The organism is Pseudomonas sp. CIP-10, assembly GCF_020911845.1.
Lineage (GTDB): Bacteria > Pseudomonadota > Gammaproteobacteria > Pseudomonadales > Pseudomonadaceae > Aquipseudomonas > Aquipseudomonas alloputida.
This window is the reverse complement of record NZ_CP087160.1, coordinates 4,598,800-4,620,002: the sequence shown is the minus strand read 5'-3', so window position 1 is coordinate 4,620,002 and position 21,203 is coordinate 4,598,800. Positions and strand designations below refer to the sequence as shown.

Genomic DNA, 21,203 nt, shown 5'->3' with positions numbered 1-21,203 from the left:
TCAGCCGGGGTTTCGCCTGAAATATTGGTTGAATAGCGCATTCTCAGAGGGCTGCGTGGATTTGCGGTTGCGCAGGTTTTTGCATAAGGGGTTAAATTGCAGAGTTTGGACGTCGTACAACTTAAAGCGCCTGTATCCCGGAGATTGCCCATGCCCCCCAAGCGCGAGGTTCCGACCTATGTCATGCAGCAGCGCAGCGAGCTGATGGATTTCTACATCCGCGACCAGCGCGGGCGTCCCGCCGAGACCGCGCCGCATCGTCATGAGTACTTCCAGATCCAGGTCAATCTCGGCGGCGACACGGTGCAACACATCGGCAGCGTGCAACGCCCATTCAGACGCAACACCCTGGCCTTCATCCTGCCGCACCGGGTGCATGTGATCCCGCATCCGGAGGACAGCGACTTCGTGGTGATCAATTTCTCCCAGACGTTCCTGCTGCCGCACCTGGCCTGCGACCCGATGGACCTGGAGGAAGTGTCGATCCTGCAGGCGCCGGAGCTGTCGCCGTTCCGCTTTCAGGAGCATCTCGACTTCTACCTGAGTGAGCCGGACTTTGCCGAGGTACGGCAAACCCTCGAGCGCATGCGTGCGCTGGATGCCAACCGCCGTTTCGGCACCCGCGAAATCCTCAAAGGCCTGTTGCTGCAGCTGATCGGCCAGGTCTGTGGCCTGTATGCCGAGCCGCTGCGCGAACTGGCCGACAGCAACGCTGCCCAGCTCAGCCGCCGTGCTGCGCTGGGCCGCATGAGCGACTACCTGCGCCGGCATATCGACGACCCCGACCTGAACCTGCAGAAAGTCGCTGCCGCCACCTACCTGTCGCCGACCTACCTGACCCACTGGCTGCGCAAGGAAATCGGCAAGACCTTCAGCGAGCTGGTGCTGGAGCGGCGCATGCACGCCGCACGCAACTACCTGCTCAACGGCAGCCGCCCAGTGGGCGAGGTGGCGCGGCTTTGTGGCTTTGCGGACGAAGCCTACTTCTCTCGACGTTTCCGCCAGATCCACGGCCTGCCACCTGGCCAGTTCCGACGCCAGCAACGCGACCCGGATACGCCGCAGGCGGCAATGCTTTAAGCCTGCCCGCTTCTGCCGTGGCGTACTACTGGACCGGTCTCAGAGAGAGGGCGAGCAGGCAGGGGAGTCGGTAGCCCTGCTGTACGTCTTGCCCGCTCACCAGCATGCGCTGGTTGTCGGTATCGATTACCATCGAGTCGGTGTGAGTGATGAAGCCAAATTCCCCCGAAAACGCTCCAAACTGACCGTAGCCATATGGGGGGGCAAAGCGAGTGTCAAGTTGACCGCTTGAGTGGTAGCGCACCGCCATGTTGAAGGCATAGAAACCACCGTAACCGATCAGGCCACCCTCGGCTTCTTCAATATGGCTCCACCCGCCGTCGATGTGAAAACGCACTACCTGGCCCTGATTGAACTCAAGAGCAGGCCTACCTTCATAATCCAACCGGTAGAGGGTCGGTTTGCCGCTATCGTCGTCTTCCGAGTAGTGCATAACGTGATGCGTTTGCTGCTGTCCTCTATGGAAAAGCCGTTATTGAGAATCCACGCGTCTGACCAGTGGTGACCCCCCTCGCCGAATGCGTCATCAAGTACCCCCGCCAGCGACAGGCCACTGGTTACTCCATACCAGTCCGGACCGCGTCGCAACGTAGTCGATATCACGATGCGCTGCACGCCGGCGGCTGGGGATATAACGGCAATGCCGTCAAGCGCGTGCGATGAACTTTCGGGAATTAGAGTGCTCAAGGCCAGCAGCCCATCTTCACCGAAACCGTGGTCCTTTCCACCGTGAGCGTCCAGGGCGACAACCACTGCTTTGAGCCCCCCCGCTTCGTATCTGACCGCAGTCGCCACCACCCCTTCCTGGTGGCAGGCCAGCCTCTCCAGCAGCAGATCCACACCGAACAAAGCGCGACTGTCGATATAGCCCTTCCCTTGACCAAAGCTCGGATCGGCTTCGCCTTGGGCTGTCAGCTTCCACAAGTGAGTGGTTGATTGCTCATGAGGCGCCACAGTCACCAGCAGATTGCCCGACATGTCTTCCGCTACCGCATTGGCGTCCAGATAGAAACCCGTGGACAACGTGTTGAAGTCGACCATGCCGCTGCCAATGAACGTGATGTCAAGCTTTCCACTTGCGTCCAGGCAGGCAATGAAAACACTGTGTAGCCCATCGGGATCGGCTTTCTGGCCAGTCACGTAGAAACGGCCCGGCCGCACTTTGCTCCTCAGCACGCTGGTCGCTGCCCCTAAGGTGCCCGGGTCGCTTTTGGTGAAGTGGCCATGGCCGTTGTCGCCATAGCGGGTATCGATGGGGGCCTTGGGTTGCTGCTGAACAGCCTTGCGATACGGGTGCGCTGAATGGATTGAAGGGAAGTGATTCTTGACTCGGATCATGGCGTTGAGCTCCATTCACAATAAAACCGCTGAACGCCTATTGAGCGATGTTTCGGTAGGATCGGCTACTGGCAGAAGTGACAGGTGCGTCAACGATCTGGACATGCAGGGCAGCCTGGCCGGGGCGGCCGATATCCTGTCGAGCACTTAAGTCTTGATACGCGTTGATGCTGCGTTGAAAACAGCCTCGGGATGTCGGTTTACAGCCCGTAAACTCCGCTTCCTTGGCTGTTTTCGCATTGCCTGAACTTCGTCTTAAGACTTTCATGCAGTCTCTGGTGAAGTGCCAGTTAGTCTCATTTTTATTGCTTCAATGAGACGGCAATGACACAAGGGGTGGAACCCGTCTGTATTTCCCGCCCCGCTACGAGTAGGCGTTGGCTTTCTGGCATTACCGTCGCGGAATGGCTGTTACCATAGAATCCTGGTTGCGACCCGATTGCCGTAAAAACACCGTAACCATTCGGCGGCACGAATGTAGTATCAAGTTGGCCGTCCAGACGGTAACGCACCGCCATGCCGCGATCGAGAAATGAACCATAACCTACCAGTTTTCCATCGGCCTCTGTCATATAGTCCCAGCCACCCTCAATGGGGAATAATACGACACGACCCTCGTTGAATTCTTTAGCAGGTTTTCCTGTGTAGTCTAGCCGATAGATCATGGGAGTACTGGTCCCTTCGGACCACACCTGGCCGTGGACGGTGATGCGCTGACTGGCGTTATTTAGCGTGAAATCATAAATGATAATGCCAGGCTTTGACCAATAGACCCCGTTGTCAGCGAAGCGCTGGTCGAGCGCTCCGGACAATGTCAGTGCTGCGATTCCGTTTATGCTCGACGAATCGTTGAAATAGCGCGTGTAGATGATGATGCGCACCTTCTCACCAACCTCCAGCATCTTAGGCGCCCCAATGACATAACGGAGGTCCGGAATAAGATCTTGCATCTTGAGGATGCCTAGCTTACCAAAGCTCTGGCGTGGGACACCTTCATGGGTGAGCACGAAAAGGATGGGAGCGTTTTCAAGGGAACCTGAGAAGATATAGTCGTTCTTGTAAGTGGTGAATTGGTAGAGCGTGATATCTTTAAAATTGAAAAAATTATTTAGGATGATGTAGCCGTTGTTGCTGCCGAAATCAGTATCTGGCTTTCCGTTTGGCTTAAGCTTCCACAGGTGGGTGAAGCCTTGGGTTCGATCAATCATAGTGAGCAGGATGTGACCCTCCGCATCCTCGGCCATATGAGAGAAACTATGATAATCAAAAACTGTGCTCAGGTCAGTCAGATAGACAAGACCTGTTTTGTTGAAAGACGTATCCAGCTCGCCATCTTTCAAGGTGCGCGCAATGAAAGGTTTCGTGCCGTTGTGGACGCCTCTCAAGTAAAATCGCTCGGGATAGTAGTTGCTTGCCAGGATTTGCGAAACCGCGTTTCTAGGATCCGCGATAGGCTCGCCGATGTGAAGGTGCCCTTTGTCGGCATAGGTTACGTCAATGGGCGCCTTGAGTTCCTGACTCTCGCCTTGGTAATCACGGGGGGTGTGTTGAGTCTGGGCAAAAAAAACCATATTTGGATGCATGATATGACCTGTCACTTGGGGAAGTGGTTTTTGCGATCTCATTTAATGCGATCCGGATGGTTGTGGGTACTGGCAAAAATGATAGGCGTTGGTGGTCGATGGATAACGATCCGGTCCTGGAGTTTGGGCTGCAACGGGGAGCACGGGGCGGCAGACCTGGATACGCCGCAGGTAGCGATGCGGTAAGCTTGCTGCCATGAACCTCGACACCCGCATCAAATACCGCCACCTGCTGTGCTTCCTGGAGATTGCCCGGCAGGGCAGCCTGGCCAGGGCGGCCGATATCCTGTCGATCAGCCAGCCGGCGATTTCCAAGACCCTCAAGGAGCTTGAGGACCTGCTCGAGGCGCGCCTGTTCGAGCGCAGCCGCCAGGGTGTCGAGCTGACCCCGGCCGGCACCCGCTTCATGCGTTACGCCGGGCCCAGCGTGCAGGCGCTGCGCGATGGCGTCAGCAGCCTTCGCGGTGAAGCGCGGGCGCCGTCGCAGGTGCGCATCGGCGTGCTGTCCACGGTCGAAGGCCTGCTCATGCCTGAGGTGCTGTGCCGCCTGCATCAGCGCCATGAAGCGCTGGTGATCAGCGTGGTCACCGGGGTCAGCGCGCAGTTGCTTGGCCAGCTTCACCTGGGGGAGCTGGAACTGGTGGTGGGGCGCATGACCGACAGTCCGCAAATCCAGGGGTTGTCGTTCGAGCACCTGTACAGCGAGTCGATGAGCCTGGTGGTGCGCCCGGGTCACCCGCTGCTGGCCAGCACGCCCGTGGAGCGGGGGCAGGTGGGGCGTTACCCGCTGGTGCTGCCACCCGCTGGCACCACCATCCGCCAGCACGCCGACAGCCTGTTCGTGCAATGCGGCATCCAGATGCCGGCGCAGCGCCTGGAAACCCTGTCGCTTGCCCTGAGCCGGCGCTACCTGCTGGGCAGCGATGGCCTGTGGGTGGCGCCGCGTGATGCCGTGCTGCTCGACCTGCGCCGTGGCGAACTGGTCGAGCTTGACCTGGGGGTGCGCGAGCCGGGAGGGTCGGTGGGGATTTGCCGCAATGCCGCCTTGCCGTTGAGTTTGCCGGGCCAGTGGGTGGGAGAGGTGCTGCGGGAGGTGGCGGGGGAATATCGAGAGGGTCGGTATCCTTGAGGTTTTCGGGGGCTCCCTGACCTGTTTTAGCCCCTGTGAAAAGCGCCGATCACCCCGATGTTTCCGACCTCAGAACCTGCAGAAATAAAAAGCCACAAAAGCCCGGCAAACCCGGCACAAAGGGTCAATACTGGCCAATGGCTGTAAAGCTTCGATGAAGAAGCTTTTAATGACTGAACTTCCTTACGAAAACCCGCTCCTATGCCGGTAGCCATTGGTCATGGCCGCCTGATAAGCTCGCGGCTTTACCCTGATTGCCCTCATGGCGCATGAACAAGGAAATAGCATGAAACAGCATCGTTTGGCGGCTGCGGTTGCCCTGGTAGGCCTGGTACTGGCTGGCTGCGATCAACAAGCCAGCAGCCCCGAGCTGAAGACTCCGGCGCAGAAAGCCTCCTACGGTATCGGCCTGAACATGGGCAAGAGCCTGGCTCAGGAAGGCATGGAAGACCTTGATTCGAAAGCAGTCGCCCTCGGCATCGAAGACGCCGTTAGCAAGAAAGAACAACGCATCAAGGACGAAGAGCTGGTAGAGGCCTTCACCGCATTGCAGAAACGCGCCGAGGAGCGCCTTGCCAAGGCCAGCGAAGAAGCCGCCTCCGCCGGCAAGAAATTCCTGGAAGAAAACGCCAAGAAGCCAGGCGTGGTCACCACGGCCTCGGGCCTGCAGTACGAAGTGGTCAAGAAGGCCGACGGCCCGCAGCCCAAACCGACTGACGTGGTCACTGTCCACTACGAAGGCAAGCTGATCGATGGCAAGGTATTCGACAGCTCCGTCGAGCGTGGCAGCCCGATCGACCTGCCGGTCAGCGGTGTGATCCCAGGTTGGGTCGAAGGTTTGCAGTTGATGCACGTCGGCGAGAAGTACAAGTTGTTCATCCCGGCTGAACTGGCCTATGGCGCACAAAGCCCAAGCCCGCTGATCCCGGCCAACTCGGTACTGGTGTTCGACCTGGAACTGATCGCCATCAAGGATCCGGCCCAGTTGCAAGGTGCCGAGCCGCAGGCCGAAGCCCCTGAAGAAGCACCTGCCCAGTAACATTGGCTGGTTGTCGGAAAACGCCCCACATTGTTGGGGCGTTTTCGTTTGTGCCGATTGGACGAACCTGCAACAGCTGATACTGTCCGAGGAAATGCAGCGTGAAGAAGTAGGATGTTTCTGACGCAAATCGTTTGCGGCGCAGGTAGTCATGGCGTGAAACGACTGTGTAAAAAACGCCCGATCTGACCGGGCCCCTTGCCTGGCAGGCACCTGGGGTCGGAAACGTCGCCCTGTTCACAAGGTTATCCACAATAAATGTGGATAACCTTTTCCTCTCGGAGGCTCCATGAGCGCACCCTGGAATTTTGCCCGTTTCCTGCCATTGGCCGAGCGCCTGCTCAGCCGCGGTCGTTTGCCGGCCTTGTTGTTTGCGGTGGCGCGCAAAGGCCCGCGCCTCGGCCAACTGCGTGAAGATGTGAAGCTGCTGCAGTCGCTGTGCCTGGCCTGGTGGAGGGGGGAGTACCGCGCCATCAGCCCCAAGGCACTGGTCACTGTCGTGGCGGGCCTGCTGTATTTCGTCAGCCCCATCGATGCCATCCCGGACTGGTTGCTGGGGGTGGGTTTCCTCGATGACATCGCGGTCTTGGGCTGGGTGCTGAAAACCGTGGCCGACGAATTGGCGCGCTTCAAGGCCTGGCGCGATAGCCAGGCACCCGAGCGGCTACGCGTGGTCGAGCGCCTGCCGGCTACCCCGGAAGCGCTGCGGCTGGAGCGCAACAGGTAATGAAACCGGCCTGAATCTCACCTCAACTGCACAGACCTCGGAGTTGGTAATATAATTGGCATAAGGGTTATGCCTACGGATTACATGCTGTAATCCTTTTTAAAGGGGTTTGTAATGGGTATTCAGGTCATCAGCCGGGACGGTCAGCCCGAGTACGCCGTCGTTCCCTGGGAGCAATACCAGGCGTTGCTCCGCGCGGCAGGGCAGGCACCTGCCGAGGCGGTTTCCAGTGAGGCGCAGGGCGTTGCTGCCAGTGCGCCCCTGCCAGCCTTCAGCGAAGTCGCGCAGATTCGCCAGGCCAAGGGCATTGCCCCGGAGCAACTGGCGCGCAATGTCGGGGTGAGCCCGGCGTATCTGGCCATGATCGAATCGGGTGAACGCCAGCCAGATGCTGCCATCCGCCGTGCCCTGGCCTGGCATCTGGGGGTGGCTGGCTGGAGCGAGCCATCATGAGCCAGGTCAGGATCAGCCGTCAGCACTGGGATAACCTGCTGGGCGAGCTTGACCTGGCCCGTCGTCAACGTCACTTGCTGACATACCGAGCGCTGATCGAGCGCTTGCAGCTACCCAGCCCGGCCATGCAGACGCTGACTGCCGCGCTGGAATACCTGGCGGTACTGGATGCCCGTGCCGAGCAGCCATTGCGCAGTTCGCTGGTGATCAGCCAAGGCGCCAGCCGTTTGCCGCGAACTGGCTTCTTTGAGTGTGTCGAGCGCCTGGGGCGGTTTACCGGGCCGGTCGATGGCATGGAGGCTGCCTCGTGGCATGCTTCTGAGGTGGTTCGGGTGTTCGAGTACAGCTATCCCGAAACGGCCTGAAGCGTTACCCATTCCAGCCTGTTCGCTACAGGTGTTGACCCTGAGCGAAAGGGCAGGGCCTGCTGGCCAATTTCCACCCGCCGTTCAACGTTGTCGCCGCTACCGTATTCGCGGGTAAACCCGCTCCTACGCAGATCGGTGGTGGACACGCATCTGGGGTCGGATTCAGGCCGTCGTAGGAGCGGGTTCACCCGCGAAAGGGCCGGGCCTGCTGGCCAATCTCCACCCGCCGTTCACCGTTGCTGCCGCTACCGTATTCGCGGGTAAACCCGCTCCTACACGCCTGATCGAGGGTGGACACCTGTCGGTGTTGTAGGAGCGGGTTCACCCGCGAAGAGGCCGGCACAGGCAGCGCATCCCTGTGAATCAACCCGCACCCCCTGCCATCGGCATCCACCACTTCCAATGCCTCCAGGTGCTGGTATCGGCCAAACAGCTCCAGCAGCTGCCCGATCGTGGCATTCAAGTGCACTGTCGGTTGTTCAGCCAGTGGCACCTGCGTCAGTGCTGGTAAAAGCCCGCTGTCGCGTACCCCCATCTCCTGTGGCCGCCCTAGCAAATAACCCTGCACCAGGTCCACGCCCATCTCCACCAGCACCGCCAGCTCTTCCGCCAGCTCGATGCCCTCGGCAATCACCTGTGCCTTCGATGCCCGGGCGATCTGCAAGATAGAGCCTACAAACTCGCGCTTGAGCGGGTCACGGTGGATGCCGTCGATGAAGTGCCGGTCGATCTTCACGTATTCGGGGCGCAGCTCCGACCACAGGCGCAGGCTGGAATAGCCCGCGCCCAGGTCGTCGAGGGCAATCGAGAAGCCCATGTCGCGATAGTGGTGCAGGGCATTGGACAGCAGCTGGAAGTCGTCGGTGGGCGTGTGCTCGGTCAACTCGATCACCACCCGGTTGGGCGGCAGGCCAACCTGTTCGAGCAGTTTCAGGGTCAGGCCAGAGGGGTAGTGCGGCTCCAGCAGCGATTCGGGTGAGATGTTGAGAAACAGTTTGCCCTGCAGTTGCTGCTCGCTGAAGCGTCGGCAGGCGCTTTCTCGGCAAGCGGCTTCCAACTCGGTCAGGCGGCCGGCCTGGCGGGCGATGGTGAACAGGTTGAGCGGCGCATGCAGCGGGCTATTGGATGGGCCACGGCTCAGCGCCTCATGGCCAAACACCCTATGTTCACTCAGGCACATGATTGGCTGGAACAGACTGTGAATACGGCGTTGAGCCAGGATGGCACTCAAGGCACTGAGCTGTTCGGCAACGGTCATGATGGATTCCTGAAAAATGAGGGCCGGGCATCTGCATGCCCGGCCCTCATATTTCACGACAGCGCGATGACTGTTTGATGACAGGTCGCATTATTCTGCCATCCTTGCTGAGGTGCCTTACTTCTTGGCCACCTTGGTGCTGGCACTGAGGTAGTCGATCAGGATGCGACCGGTTTCTGCGAGGTAAGCGTCGTCTTCCGGCTTGGTGTTTTCATCCTCGACCGGCAGTGCATCTTCGTCCTCTTTCTTCAGCTCTTTCAGCGGCTCTTCACCCTTGGCCTTGCGGCGGGTGTTTTCCAGCGCCAGTTGCTTGGCCTCGATGCTGTCGTGGCGTGCACGGCGTTCCTGCTCGTTGAGGCTGACGGTTTTTTCGTTCATCAGCTTCTGGGTGAGGGCCAGGCGGTCGCGGATGTAGGTGAACTCGGCATCCTTGTCGCTGCGCGCCTCATGTTGCGCCTTGAGCTGGGCCAGGAACGGCCTGAACGGATCGGCCGCAGGCTTGACCACCGGGCGGATGGTGTCCCACGGCATGGCCTCTGGCAGGGCGCTCTCGCCGATTTCCTTGGTGTCGATGATCGAGGGGTAGTCGATGTCCGGCAGCACCCCCTGATGCTGGGTACTCTGCCCGGAAACCCGGTAGAACTTGGCCAGGGTCAGCTTCAGCTCGCCATGGTTGAGCGGCTGGATGGTCTGCACGGTGCCTTTGCCGAAGGTCTGGCCACCGATGATCAGCGCGCGGTGGTAGTCCTGCATGGCACCGGCGAAGATCTCCGATGCCGAGGCCGACAGGCGGTTGACCAGCAGTGCCAGCGGGCCCTTGTAGAAGGCCCCCGGGTTTTCGTCTTCCAGCACGTCGACGCGGCCATCGCTGTTGCGTACCAGCACGGTCGGGCCTTTCTCGATGAACAGGCTGGTCAGCTCGGTGGCTTCCTGCAGCGAGCCGCCGCCGTTGTTGCGCAGGTCGATGACCACGCCGTCGACTTTCTCTTTCTGCAGCTCGGTGAGCAGCTTCTTCACGTCACGCGTGGTGCTCTTGTACTCCGGGTCGCCAGCGCGGTAGGCCTTGAAGTCCAGGTAGAAGGCCGGGATCTCGATGATGCCCAGCTTGTAGTCACGCCCGTCCTGCTTGAGCTTGAGCACCGACTTCTTCGCCGCCTGTTCTTCAAGCTTCACCGCTTCACGGGTGATCGACACAATCTTGCTGGTCTGGTCGCTAGGCGCATTGCTGGCCGGGATGATTTCCAGGCGCACCACCGAGCCTTTCGGGCCGCGGATCAGCTTGACCACTTCGTCCAGGCGCCAGCCCACCACGTCGACCATTTCCTTGTTGCCCTGGGCCACGCCGATGATCTTGTCAGCCGGGGCCACCTGCTTGGTCTTGGCTGCCGGGCCTGCTGGCACTAGGCGCACGATCTTGACCTGGTCGTTGTCGCTTTGCAGCACTGCACCAATGCCTTCGAGCGACAGGCTCATGTTGATGTCGAAGTTTTCGGCGTTGTCCGGCGACAGGTAGTTGGTGTGTGGGTCGTAGGACTGGGCAAAGGTGTTGATGTAGGCCTGGAAGATGTCCTCGGCACGGGTCTGGTCCAGGCGCGCGAGCTGGTTCTTGTAGCGCTTGATCAGGGTTTCCTGGATCTGCTTGGGTTCCTTGCCGGCGATCTTCTGGCGCAGCACTTCGTCTTTCACGCGTTTGCGCCACAAGTCATCGAGCTCGGCCTGGTTCTTCATCCACGGCGCATCCTTGCGATCGATCAGCAAGGTTTCGTTGGTGGTGAAGTCAATCTTGTCCACGCCCTTGTTCAGCTCGGCAAGGGCGAAGTCCAGGCGTTGCTTGACGCGGTCGAGGTAGCGTTTGTAGATGGTGAAGCCCGGGTCCAGGTTGCCGCTCTTGAGGAAATCGTCGAATTGCGTTTTCCATTTATCGAATTCGGCAATGTCGGCAGCGGTGAAGTAGCTGCGCGCCGGGTCCAGCAGCTTGATGTAGCTGTCGTAGATAATGGCCGAACGGGCATCGTCCAGGGGGGGCTTGCTGTAGTGGTGGCGCTTGAGCAATTCCACCACGTTGAGGCTGGCGACGATCTCGTCGCGGTCGGGCTGCAGGCTGTCCCACTTGTTGGCGGCCGCCGCATTGCCGCCGAGCGTGAGGCTGCCCAGGCCGATCATCACAGCCAGTGCGGTGCTTGGAAGGAAATGCTTCATGCTGATTCGACGTGGAGGCAATTGATCACGCATAGTAGGCCGTCTTTTCCGTTGCCGGTTCCATGGAGCCGGGCAAATACTGCAAAAGGCCTGAGGTAAGCGACCTCAGGCCCAGTCATGATTCAACTATGGAGGCACTGTGAAGGCATTGCAAGGCGTTGACGGACATGTGGAGTGGGTCGAGGCCGAACGCCCGACCTGTGACGCGGGCCAAGTGCGCATTCGCGTGGCCGCTGCGGGGCTGAACCGCGCCGACCTGCTGCAGATGAAAGGGTTGTACCCGCCACCACCAGGTGCCAGCCCATACATGGGGCTGGAGTGTTCCGGGGTGGTTGAAGAAGTGGGGGCTGGCGCCGCCTGGCGCGTGGGTGACCGCGTTTGCGCCCTGCTGGCCAGTGGCGCCATGGCCGAGGAAGTGGTGGTCGACGCCCGTCATGTACTGCCGGTTCCCGAGGGCCTTGGCCTGCATGAAGCGGCAGCGTTGCCGGAGGTGTATGCCACCGCCTGGCTGAACATCTTCCAGCTCGGTGCAGTGAAGGCTGGCGAGAAGGTGCTGGTGCACGCCGGCGCCAGTGGCGTTGGCTCGGCCGCCATCCAGCTGTGCAAGGCGTTCGGCAGCCCGGTATGGGTCAGCGTCGGTTCGCAGGACCGCCTGGCCTACTGCCAGGCGCTGGGCGCTGCGGGGGGTGTGGTACGTAACGAGAACCTGGACGCGCTGGAAGGTTTCGGCCCGTTCGATGTGATTCTCGACCCGGTAGGCGCTGGCTACGGTGAGCTGAACCTCAAGCTGCTGGCCCGTGACGGGCGCTGGGTAATCATCGGCCTGATGGGCGGACGCAAGTTTGAACTGGACCTGGCCCAGGTGCTGGGCAAGCGTCTGGAAATTACCGGTTCCACCCTGCGCAACCGTGATGACGGCTTCAAGGCCGAGTTGCTGCGCGAACTGCAGCAGCAAGTATGGCCGCTGTTCGCCGAGGGGCGGTTGTCGCCGCAGCTGGTCGATACCTACCCGGTGGAGTTTGCCCAGGCGGCGTATGCCGAGCTGGAGACCAACCAGGTGTCGGGCAAGCTGGTGATGGTGATCGACCCTAGCCTGGTGTAAGCAGGCCTGGCCCCTTCGCGGGTAAACCCGCTCCTACCTTGGGATCGCCACAACTGTGAACACTGTGCGATGCGATGTAGGAGCGGGTTTACCCGCGAAGGGGCCGGCACAGCCCACAAAGACCTTCAGCTCCAGCTCAGAATCGGCCACCCATTGATCTCGGCATGTTCGCGCAACACCGCATCCGGGTTCACCACATGCGGGTGATCCACTTTCAACAACAACGGCAAGTCATTCCTCGAATCGGAATAGAAACTCGCGCCCTCCAGGTTCTCCTGCTCCTGATCCAGCCATTCCAGCAACCGCGTGATCTTGCCCTCACGATAGGTCAGCACCCCGTGGGTCTTGCCGGTGTACACCCCGTTCACTGCCTCCAGCTCGATAGCCAGGTATTCATCCACGCCCAGTCTCGCGGCAATCGGCCCGACCAGGTGCGTACCCGAAGCGGAAATGATCAGGATGCGATCCCCACGCTTGCGGTGCTTGGCAATGCAGCGGCAGGCGTCACCGTAGATGATCGGCTCGATCACTTCTTCGACCCACGGTGCCACCAGGTGCTCGACTTCTTCCAGGGTACGCCCGGCAATCGGCTCCAGGCTGAAGGCCATGTAGTCCTCCATCTGCAGGTGGCCCCTGCCATAGGCTTCCATCAGTTCATGGTCGCGGCGCAGGAAATCCTTGCCGTCGACCCAGCCCAGCCGGGCCATCTGCTCGCTCCACAGTGATGCGCAGTCGCCGTGGATCAGGGTTTCATCCAGATCGAAAATTGCCAGTGCCATTGTGTTGAGTCTCCTTAAGCCACTTCCCGCAGCGCAGTGGGGTCGATCGACACGCTTACCCGTTTTCCGTCCGCATGCAAGTCGGCCGGCGAGCGGTTGAGCACATCGACCACCAGCTCCACGTCGCGCACCCGCACCCGGTAGCGGATCACGTTGCCCAGCAGGCTGTGGCTGCGCACCTCGGCGTCCAGCTCGCCATGCTCGCCAAGGGTGATCGACTCCGGGCGGATCGCCAGGCGGCTGGCCACCGGGCGCTGCAGCAGGCGGCTGGCGCTGTCGGCGTCGAGCAGGTTGTAATTGCCGATGAAACCGGCGGCAAACAGGTCCACGGGGGCGGTGTAGAGGGTTTCGGCATCGCCGCTCTGGACGATGCGCCCCTGGTTCATCAGGAAGATGCGGTCGGACATGGTCAGCGCTTCCTCCTGATCGTGAGTGACGAATATGGTGGTCAGCCCCAGTTCGCGCTGGATGGCGCGAATCTGCTCGCGCAGGTGCTTGCGGATACGCGCATCCAGCGCCGACAACGGTTCGTCGAGCAGCAGCAGGCGCGGGCGGGTGACCAGTGAGCGTGCCAGGGCCACGCGCTGGCACTGGCCACCGGAAAGCTGGTGCGGGTAGCGCCCGGCGAACTTGCCCAGCTCCACCAACTCCAGCACCTCGCGTACCCGCAGCTGGCTTTCATCGGCCTTGACCTTCTGCATGCGCAGGCCGAAGGCGACATTCTGCTCCACGGTCATGTTAGGGAACAGCGCGTAGCTCTGGAACACCATGCCGATGCCACGCTTTTGCGGGCTTAGCGGCACGATGTCGTGGCCGTCGAGCAGTATCTGCCCGCTGTCCACCGAGGTCAGCCCGGCAATGCAGCGCAGCAGGGTGGACTTGCCGCAGCCGGACGGGCCGAGCAGGGTGACGAATTCGCCGCGTTCGATGTGGCAGTCGATGCGCTCGAACACCGGGCTGCCGGCGTAGCTTTTCTGCAGTTTCTGTACGCTGACGAAGCTCATGTCAGGTCTTGTCCTTGTTCAGGCGGTTGGCGACCCAGGTCAGTACCAGCACGAAGGCGAAGTAGGAGATGACCAGCGCGCTGTTGAAGTGGCCGCTGCTGTTGCGCATGTTGTTCAGGTACACCTGCAGGGTCTCGTAGCGGGTACCGACCAGCAGGTTGGCAAACACGAATTCGCCGAACAGGAACGAGAACGACAGCAGCACTGCCACCATCAGGCCCTGGCGCAGGTTCGGCAGCACCACCAGCAATGCGGCCTGCCAGGTGCTGGCGCCGAGCAGCTGCGCGGCGTCCATCAGGTCGCGCAGGTTGATGGCCTGCAGGTTGTTGGTGATGGCCCGGTACATGAACGGCAGGGCGATGGTGAAGTAGCAGCCGATCAGGATCCACGGTGTGCCGACCATGGCCATCGGCCCGCTGCCATACAGCTGCAGCAGCCCCACCGACGACACCACCGGCGGGACCGCGAATGGCAGCAGGATGAGGATGTTCATCAGCGCGTCGAGCCGCGGGAAGTGGTAATGCACCACGAACAGCAGTGGCAAGATCAGCACCACCGACAGCAGCAGTGCGCCTACGCACACCAGCAGCGACTGGCCGAACGCGGCAAGGAAACGCGGCTCGCTCCATAGCGCCGCATACCACTTCAGGGTCAGGCCACTGGGCAGCAGGCTTGCCGACCAACTGGTGGCCAGCGAGTAGAGCAGGGTGCCGGCCAGGGGCAGCAGCAGGATCAGGAACAGCAGGTAGACCACGAGGCGGTGGTACCAGCCGCCGGAGCGGATGTCAGCGCGCATGGTAGCTCCTTTTCAGCAGCCATTGATGCACCACCGTGACCAGCGTCATCAGCCCCACCAGCACCATCGCCAGGGCGCTGGCCAGGTTCGGATCGAGGCTGATGTCGCCCGCCACCAGGCCGGCGATGCGGATTGGCAGTACGTTGAAGTTGCCGGTGGTCAGTGCGTACACGGTGGCGTAGGCGCCGAGGGCGTTGGCCAGCAGGATGACGAAGGTGCCCAGCAGTGCCGGGGCCAGCACCGGCAGGCCGATGTGTCGCCAGTACTGCCAGTGGTTGGCGCCCAGCAGCGCGGCTGACTCGCGCCAGTCTTCGCGCAGGGCGTCGAAGGCGGGGTACAGCAGCAATACGCCCAGCGGGATCTGGAAGTAGGTGTACACCAGGATCAACCCGCTTTTGGAATAGATACTGAAGTCTTCCAGCAGGCCGACCTGCTTCAGCAGCAGCGTCAGCGCGCCGTTGAAGCCAAGCAGGATGATGAAGGCAAAGGCCAGCGGTACGCCGGCAAAGTTGCTGGTCATGTTGGCGAAGGCGCTGACGAAGTCGCGCAGCTTCGAGTCCACCTGGCGCAGCGAGTAGGCGCCGAGGGTAGCGATGACGATGCCGAACACGCTCGACCAGAAGCTGATTTCCAGGCTGCGTTGCAACGCCTGCAGGTAGAACTTGGAGGCGAACACCTTGCTGAAGTTGTCGATGCCCCAGCCGGCCTCCGATTGCAGGCTGTTGATCGCCACCCAGGCCAGCGGGGCGACCTGGAAAATGACGAAGAACACGGCGAACGGCAGCAGGCAGAGCAGGGCCAGGTAGCGGCCACGCATGCCGCCATTCACTTCAGCAACTCCCGGCAAACCGTCTTGTCGTGCGCGGCGCCCAGCAGCTCGCAGATGGTGCCGCACAGTTCGGTTTGCAGCGGCTTGGCGGCCGGGTCCAAGCTGAAGGCGTCGCCGAAGACGAACAGTGGCACTTCACGTTCTTCAGCCAGCAGGCCGTTGTGCGAGCGGTCGTTGTTCATGCCGTGGTCGGCGGTAACCAATACCTGATAGCCCTCTTCGAGCCAGCCAGGCAGGTAGTCGGCCAGCAGAATGTCAACGCTGCGCGCAGCGTTGCGATACTGGCTGCTGTCCAGGCCGTGGCGGTGACCCACGTCGTCAACGCTCATCGGGTGCACCAGCAGGAAGTTGGGGGCGTGACGGCGGCGCAGGTACTCGCCATCGGCCAGAAGGTGCGAATCGGGGTAGCGGTCGTCCCAGTAGAACAGCCCGTGCTGGATCGGCAGCTTCGGCGCGTGGGTATGGCGGTCGCGCTGCGGATCGAAGGGCGAGCGGTTGTACAGCTCGCTCATCCAGTGGTAGGCGGCCGCTGCGGTGCCCAGGTTGGCCTCGCGTGCGTAGTGAAACACGCTGCGTTGGTTGGACAGGCGGTTGATGTTGTTGTGCACGATGCCGCTGTCGATCGGTGGCACGCCGGTGAGGATGCATTCGTACAGCGGCCGCGACAGCGATGGCAGCTCGCATTCCACGCGGTACAGCGCGGCGCGATCTGCTTCGACGTAGGCGTGCAGGTGGCCCATCGCATGGTGGGCGACCTGGTAGTTGAGGCCGTCAAGCAGGACCAGGATGACGTTGTGTTGCATGTTTTCTCCAGTCATGAACCGCGTTGGCACCTTCGCGGGTAAACCCGCTCCTACAGGTATCGCGTATCCCTGTGTAGGAGCGGGTTTACCCGCGAAAGGGCCGGATCAGGCGCTACAAAGCCCAGCCCCTTACTCCATCTCGATGATCACCTGCTCCTGCCACATCTGCGGCAGTTTCTTCGAGGTGGCTTCCCAGGCTTCGGCATTCTTGATCGGCTGGGCGGCACCGTACTGCTCGTTAGGCAGCAGCTTGGCCTGCACATCCGCCGGCAGCTTCAGGTGCTCGGCCCGGATCGGCCGTGCATGGCCCTTGGCCAGGTTGATCTGCCCGGCGTCGCTGAAGATGTATTCACGGGTCAGCTTGGCCGCGTTGGGGTGCTTGGCGTACTTGTTGATGACCGTGGTATAGCCGGAAATCACCGAGCCGTCCGAGGGGATCAGCACTTCAAAACGTTTTGGGTCGATCTGTTCACGGTAGCTCAGGCCGTTGAAGTCCCACACCACGCCAACTTCCACCTCGCCCTTCTCCAGTGTCTGGATGGTCGGGTTGGCCAGCGACAGGCGCTTCTGCTGCGCCAGCTTGGTGAACAGTTGCAGGCCTGGCGCCACGTTGGTCTCGTCACCTTTGTAGGCGATGGCCGCAGCCAGCACACCGTTGGCGGCCTGGGCGGCGGTGCCGACGTCGCCAATAGCGACCTTGTACTTGCCTTTTTCCAGGTCATGCCAGGTTTTCGGCCGTTCCTCTTCCTTGACCAGGTCCTTGTTGATGATGAAAGCGATGGTGCCGGTATAGGCCAGCGCCCAGTGGCCGTCCTTGTCCTTGGCCCATTCTGGCACCTGGTCCCAGGTGCTTGGCTTGTAAGGCTGGCTGACGCCCTTGGTCACCGCGATCGGGCCGAAGGCGGCACCCACGTCACCGATGTCGGCGCTGGCGTTGTCCTTCTCGGCTTCGAACTTGGCCAGTTCCTGGGCCGAGCTCATGTCGGTGTCGCTGTGCTTGAGGCCGTACTTGCTGGCCAGGTCTTCCCAGGTGCCTTTCCAGTTGGCCCAGGCGTCGGGCATGCCCACGCTGTTGATAGTGCCTTCCTTGCGGGCGGCGTCTTCCAGGGCCTTGAGGTCAGTGCCGGCGGCCATGGCCGTGGTGCACAACGCGATGGCCGAACCAAGCAGTGACGCCATGAAGAACTTTTTCATCCGAAGCTCCTTTGGGTGGGTGCCTTTGCGATCGTTGTTCTGGGTAAAGCCGTTGCAAGCCTTTGACTGGCACCTTTGGTCTAGGTCAGCAAACCTTGAGCCAAGGTAGGCCGCTTGCGTGACAGTTTGATGTAGGGAGGGGGCCGGCAAGGGCCCTGAAGCTACAGCGTAGACCAGGTAATCGCCCCGGTTCTGCTGGCTTGGCGCGTTTCTGGCAGTGCCTGGCCCAAGCTTTGTCACAGGATGTTCATCAGCCCTGCCTAGGCTTGCACTATTCTCAACCTGCCCTGTGATGGGGCTGGACTAGTCCAGATAGGTAACCTTTCGATGCAGTCGACGCCCCCGCGTGCGGTAACAGCCATCTGCCATGCCCTGCAGGAGCAGATCGAGCATGGCCTGCTGGCGCCGGGCGGCAAGCTGCCGGCCGAGCGGCGGCTCAGCGAGGTGTTCGACACCACGCGCATTACCCTGCGTGAGGCGTTGGTGCAGCTGGAGGCCCAAGGCTTGATTTACCGCGAAGAGCGCCGAGGCTGGTTCGTTGCGCCGCAGCGCTTGACCTACGACCTCATCGAGCGCAGCCATTTCCATGCCATGGTGCGCGATCAGGGGCGGGTGGCCAGTACCGAACTGCTGTCGGCGAGGCTGCAGCCGGCTTCGGCGGCCATCTGTGCACGCTTGCAGCTGCCGGCGTTGTCCAGCGTGGTGCGCGTCTGCCGGTTACGGCGGATTGACGGGCGGGCGGTGCTGTATGCCGAGCATTACCTCAACCCCCGGTACTTTCCAGGCATTCTCGAACACGACCTGGCGCAGTCACTGACCGAGATTTATGGGCGGGTGTATGGCATCGAGTACGGGCAGGTGTGCTTCGAGATCCTGCCGACAGCGTTGCCGGTGGAGGCGGCAAGCGCTTTGAAAGTGTCGGCGGGCAGCCCGGGGTTACACATTACCCGGGTCAACAGCGACCAGCATGGGCACTTGATCGACTGTGACCTCGAGTATTGGCGGCATGATGCGATCCGCATTCGGGCCCAGGCTGGATGAGGTGTTGCCTTCTTCGCGGGTAAACCCGCTCCTACGAGCCGGCCTCTGTCATCCCACCCCCACCGGCTGTCACCACCTGCACCGACAACCGCGGCGTCGCCAGGTCCAGCCCGGCTTCATCCAGCTGCCGCTTCAAGGCCAGGTTGAACGCCCGCGACACCTCCCACTGCTTGATCGGCGCGGTCTTGAACCGCGCCCGCAAGATTGCCGACCCTGACTCGAAGCTCTCCACCCCCTGTAGCTCCAGCGGCGACCAGATATTGCGGCGCATCAGCGGGTCATTGCGCAGCTTCTGCCCCACTTCGCGAACCAACGTGATCGCCTGGTCGATGTTCATGCTGTGCGGGATTGCCACGCGGAAGATCGCGTAGCCGAACTCCCGCGAGTAGTTCTTGATGCTCTTGATTTCGCTGAACGGGATGGTATGCACAATGCCGTCGATGTCGCGCAGGCGCACGGTACGAATGGTCAACCCTTCCACCGTGCCCAGGTGGCCGCCGACATCCACGTAGTCGTCGATGGCCAGCGAATCTTCGATGATGATGAACAGGCCGGTGATCAGGTCGGCCACCAGCGACTGGGCGCCAAAACCGATGGCCAGGCCGATCACACCGGCACCGGCCAGCAGCGGGGTGACGTTCATGCCCATGTTGGCCAGGGCGACGATGACCGCAATGATGAAGATAACCACGAACATCACGTTGCGGATCAACGGCATCATGGTTTGCGCACGGGCGTTGGCCAGCCCCCGGCGCGAGCGCACCAGGGCATGGTGTACGGCGGTGTCGGCAAGGATCCACACCAGCCAGGCCACGATCAGTGTGCCGGCCAGGCCCAGCAGGCGCAGGCTGATGTCATGGCCGTCGCCCTCGGCGAAGCTGATCATCGACACGCCCCACACGCGCAGGCCCAACTCGATGAACACCAACCAGATGAACAGGTGCACCAGCAGGTAGCCGAAGTTGCGCAGGCGTTCGGTGTACACCGCCTGGCGCTTGCCGGCCCGCTTGGGGTTGGCGGCATGGCGGCGCACCAGGCCGTTGAGCACCATGCACACCACCACCAGCACCGTGCACATCAGCGACTGCCGCAGGGCGGTGCTGGTGTCGCCGGCGGAGACGAAGGTGGCGAACAGCGAAATGGCCACCAGGATCAGCGCCGGAATGAACCAGAAGCTGCCGAGGATCTCGATGGTATCGCTGAGGGTGCGTCGGGTCAGGCGCCGCGACAGTGGCTGGTTGCGGATCAGGTGGGCGATCGGCCGGCGGAAGCGCAGGATGAACAGCCCGGTGCACAGTGCCGCAATCACATTGGCCAGGGTAGCCAGGGCGTGGGCCAGGTGGGTACCGAGGGCAACCAGCATGCGTGGATCGCTCATCGCCTCGCCAAACGCGGCGAAGCTGCCGATCAGCCACAACGGGCGAAACGCCTGGCGCCGCAGGATGTGCAGGGCGCGGTGGCGGTGTGGGCCGTCCAGCAAGGAAAAGGCGATGACGCAAATGGCCGAAAAGCAGGTGCCGACCACCAGTGCGTAGGCCAGCACCATGGCCAGGGATTTGCCCAGCGATGGCGGCAGCACGAAACTCAGGTACACCGTGAACACCAGCGCTACCAGCCAGGGGCCGAGCTTGCGCAAGGCAAAGCGCACCAGGTCCCAGGTACGCGGGTGCTGTGGCAGTTCTTCGCTCAGGCCAAAGCGCAGGCGTACCCGATGGCCGACCCAGTTGAAGGCGTAGGCCAGCACACTCCACACGACAATCACTGCAGCAAAACCGAACAGGATTGGCGGCCACTGGTGCACGGGCACCACCAGTTCGGTCAGTTCGGCCTGGGCTTGTTCGATTTCCGCGGCCCAGCGGTGGAATGGACTGGCATCGCCGCTGAACTGTTTTTCAAAGTCATGCAGGGCACCGCCGATCAGGCCGAGCACGCCCTGTTCAACGCTGGGTTGCGATTGCCGGGTGGCGTCGCGCAGTTTTTTCAGGTCGGCCAGCAGCTTGGCCCGTTGCTGGTCGTTTTCGAGGTTCTTGATCACCTCGTCCAGCGACTTGCCCAGCGGCTCGGTGGCTTCTGGCTGCGCGGGCGCGCTGCCGCCCAGCAGGCCAGGCAAGCCCGCCGCTTGTACCGGGGCGATGAACAGCAAAAGCAACAGGAACAGGTAACGCAGGAGGGCAGGCACTGGCAAATCTACCTCAGGTCAAACGATTGACCGAGTGTAGAGGTTTATGTCGGCAGTTTCTCGAGGATCTTCCAGCAGGTGAGGCCGAAAATACCCAAGGTGCCGACCCACATCATCAGTACACCGATGTTGCGTTCGCGCATGCTGAAGCCGATGGTCAGCAGCATCAGGAACAGGAACACCGGGACGAACAGTGACAGGAACGGGGACATGGACAGCAATCCTTTTGCAGTGGGGCCATGTAACAAGCATAGCGCTTGGCAAGCGAGGCGTGATTGACCTTGAGCATGTGTAAGCAGGCT

21 protein-coding genes are annotated in these 21,203 nt (G+C 61.4%); 8 read left to right on the top strand and 13 right to left on the bottom strand.

Going from position 1 to position 21,203, the window contains the following annotated elements:
• Positions 1–150 precede the first annotated feature (150 nt).
• On the top strand, positions 151–1,080 hold the full coding sequence (locus LMH93_RS20815) for a helix-turn-helix transcriptional regulator (RefSeq protein ID WP_012053423.1): 930 nt from the start codon (positions 151–153) through the stop codon (positions 1,078–1,080).
• 25 nt (positions 1,081–1,105) lie between these two features.
• Here LMH93_RS20815 and LMH93_RS20810 read toward each other — a convergent pair whose 3' ends face one another.
• From LMH93_RS20810 to LMH93_RS20800, 3 genes are all read right to left on the bottom strand, one after another.
• Positions 1,106–1,417, bottom strand: coding sequence for a hypothetical protein (locus LMH93_RS20810; protein ID WP_230064554.1), 312 nt, complete (start codon positions 1,415–1,417; stop codon positions 1,106–1,108).
• Positions 1,417–2,418 carry a hypothetical protein gene (locus tag LMH93_RS20805; RefSeq protein ID WP_230064553.1) on the bottom strand — a complete coding sequence of 334 codons (1,002 nt, stop codon included), beginning with the start codon at positions 2,416–2,418 and terminating at the stop codon, positions 1,417–1,419. Before LMH93_RS20805 ends, LMH93_RS20810 begins: the two co-directional genes overlap by 1 nt.
• 302 nt (positions 2,419–2,720) lie before the next feature.
• Positions 2,721–4,043 carry a hypothetical protein gene (locus LMH93_RS20800; protein ID WP_230064552.1) on the bottom strand — a complete coding sequence of 441 codons (1,323 nt, stop codon included), beginning with the start codon at positions 4,041–4,043 and terminating at the stop codon, positions 2,721–2,723.
• Positions 4,044–4,197: 154 nt separating this feature from the next.
• Between LMH93_RS20800 and pcaQ the strand changes: the two genes are divergently transcribed.
• The 5 genes from pcaQ (at position 4,198) to LMH93_RS20775 (ending at position 7,714) form a co-directional block, all read left to right on the top strand.
• Positions 4,198–5,130 (top strand): pca operon transcription factor PcaQ, encoded by a 933-nt coding sequence (gene pcaQ / locus LMH93_RS20795; protein WP_010952764.1) that lies wholly within the window; start codon positions 4,198–4,200, stop codon positions 5,128–5,130.
• 286 nt (positions 5,131–5,416) lie between these two features.
• Positions 5,417–6,169, top strand: a complete 753-nt coding sequence (locus tag LMH93_RS20790) for an FKBP-type peptidyl-prolyl cis-trans isomerase (RefSeq protein WP_003252534.1) — start codon at positions 5,417–5,419, stop codon at positions 6,167–6,169.
• A 289-nt stretch (positions 6,170–6,458) separates the two neighbouring features.
• Positions 6,459–6,896, top strand: a complete 438-nt coding sequence (locus LMH93_RS20785; protein WP_003252536.1) for a YkvA family protein — start codon at positions 6,459–6,461, stop codon at positions 6,894–6,896.
• Positions 6,897–7,010: 114 nt separating this feature from the next.
• Complete coding sequence (locus LMH93_RS20780) at positions 7,011–7,349, top strand: helix-turn-helix domain-containing protein (protein ID WP_003252538.1); 339 nt, start codon at positions 7,011–7,013, stop codon at positions 7,347–7,349.
• Positions 7,346–7,714: a hypothetical protein gene (locus tag LMH93_RS20775; RefSeq protein ID WP_003252539.1), complete on the top strand. Its 369-nt coding sequence runs from the start codon at positions 7,346–7,348 to the stop codon at positions 7,712–7,714. Before LMH93_RS20780 ends, LMH93_RS20775 begins: the two co-directional genes overlap by 4 nt.
• 187 nt (positions 7,715–7,901) lie before the next feature.
• Here the strand turns inward: LMH93_RS20775 and LMH93_RS20770 are convergent, their stop codons facing one another.
• Together LMH93_RS20770 and LMH93_RS20765 are read right to left on the bottom strand one after the other, a co-directional pair.
• Positions 7,902–8,975 (bottom strand): EAL domain-containing protein, encoded by a 1,074-nt coding sequence (locus tag LMH93_RS20770; RefSeq protein ID WP_230064551.1) that lies wholly within the window; start codon positions 8,973–8,975, stop codon positions 7,902–7,904.
• Between the two features lie 117 nt (positions 8,976–9,092).
• Complete coding sequence (locus LMH93_RS20765; protein ID WP_003252543.1) at positions 9,093–11,174, bottom strand: carboxy terminal-processing peptidase; 2,082 nt, start codon at positions 11,172–11,174, stop codon at positions 9,093–9,095.
• Between the two features lie 139 nt (positions 11,175–11,313).
• On the opposite strand from LMH93_RS20765, the gene LMH93_RS20760 reads away from it, so the two are divergent.
• A complete protein-coding gene (locus LMH93_RS20760) occupies positions 11,314–12,276 on the top strand; it encodes an NAD(P)H-quinone oxidoreductase (RefSeq protein WP_003252545.1) in 963 nt (320 codons plus the stop codon).
• A 125-nt stretch (positions 12,277–12,401) separates the two neighbouring features.
• Here LMH93_RS20760 and LMH93_RS20755 read toward each other — a convergent pair whose 3' ends face one another.
• The 6 genes from LMH93_RS20755 to LMH93_RS20730 all read right to left on the bottom strand — a co-directional run bounded on the left by LMH93_RS20755 (position 12,402) and on the right by LMH93_RS20730 (position 17,681).
• Positions 12,402–13,055, bottom strand: coding sequence for an HAD family hydrolase (locus LMH93_RS20755; protein WP_230064550.1), 654 nt, complete (start codon positions 13,053–13,055; stop codon positions 12,402–12,404).
• 14 nt (positions 13,056–13,069) lie between these two features.
• Positions 13,070–14,059: an ABC transporter ATP-binding protein gene (locus tag LMH93_RS20750; protein WP_054888722.1), complete on the bottom strand. Its 990-nt coding sequence runs from the start codon at positions 14,057–14,059 to the stop codon at positions 13,070–13,072.
• Between the two features lies 1 nt (position 14,060).
• On the bottom strand, positions 14,061–14,855 hold the full coding sequence (locus LMH93_RS20745; protein ID WP_003252553.1) for an ABC transporter permease: 795 nt from the start codon (positions 14,853–14,855) through the stop codon (positions 14,061–14,063).
• The gene (locus tag LMH93_RS20740; protein WP_012053417.1) at positions 14,845–15,672 is read right to left on the bottom strand and encodes an ABC transporter permease; all 828 of its coding nucleotides are present in this window, start codon (positions 15,670–15,672) and stop codon (positions 14,845–14,847) included. The genes LMH93_RS20745 and LMH93_RS20740 overlap by 11 nt, the downstream gene beginning before the upstream one ends.
• 8 nt (positions 15,673–15,680) lie before the next feature.
• Complete coding sequence (locus tag LMH93_RS20735) at positions 15,681–16,487, bottom strand: alkaline phosphatase family protein (RefSeq protein WP_003252558.1); 807 nt, start codon at positions 16,485–16,487, stop codon at positions 15,681–15,683.
• Between the two features lie 129 nt (positions 16,488–16,616).
• Positions 16,617–17,681 (bottom strand): ABC transporter substrate-binding protein, encoded by a 1,065-nt coding sequence (locus LMH93_RS20730; RefSeq protein WP_230064549.1) that lies wholly within the window; start codon positions 17,679–17,681, stop codon positions 16,617–16,619.
• 327 nt (positions 17,682–18,008) lie between these two features.
• On the opposite strand from LMH93_RS20730, the gene LMH93_RS20725 reads away from it, so the two are divergent.
• The gene (locus LMH93_RS20725; protein WP_003252562.1) at positions 18,009–18,722 is read left to right on the top strand and encodes a UTRA domain-containing protein; all 714 of its coding nucleotides are present in this window, start codon (positions 18,009–18,011) and stop codon (positions 18,720–18,722) included.
• Positions 18,723–18,753: 31 nt separating this feature from the next.
• Here LMH93_RS20725 and LMH93_RS20720 read toward each other — a convergent pair whose 3' ends face one another.
• Both LMH93_RS20720 and LMH93_RS20715 read right to left on the bottom strand, forming a co-directional pair.
• Positions 18,754–20,901 carry a mechanosensitive ion channel family protein gene (locus tag LMH93_RS20720; RefSeq protein WP_003252564.1) on the bottom strand — a complete coding sequence of 716 codons (2,148 nt, stop codon included), beginning with the start codon at positions 20,899–20,901 and terminating at the stop codon, positions 18,754–18,756.
• 44 nt (positions 20,902–20,945) lie between these two features.
• Positions 20,946–21,113: a hypothetical protein gene (locus tag LMH93_RS20715; protein WP_003252566.1), complete on the bottom strand. Its 168-nt coding sequence runs from the start codon at positions 21,111–21,113 to the stop codon at positions 20,946–20,948.
• Positions 21,114–21,203 lie beyond the last annotated feature (90 nt).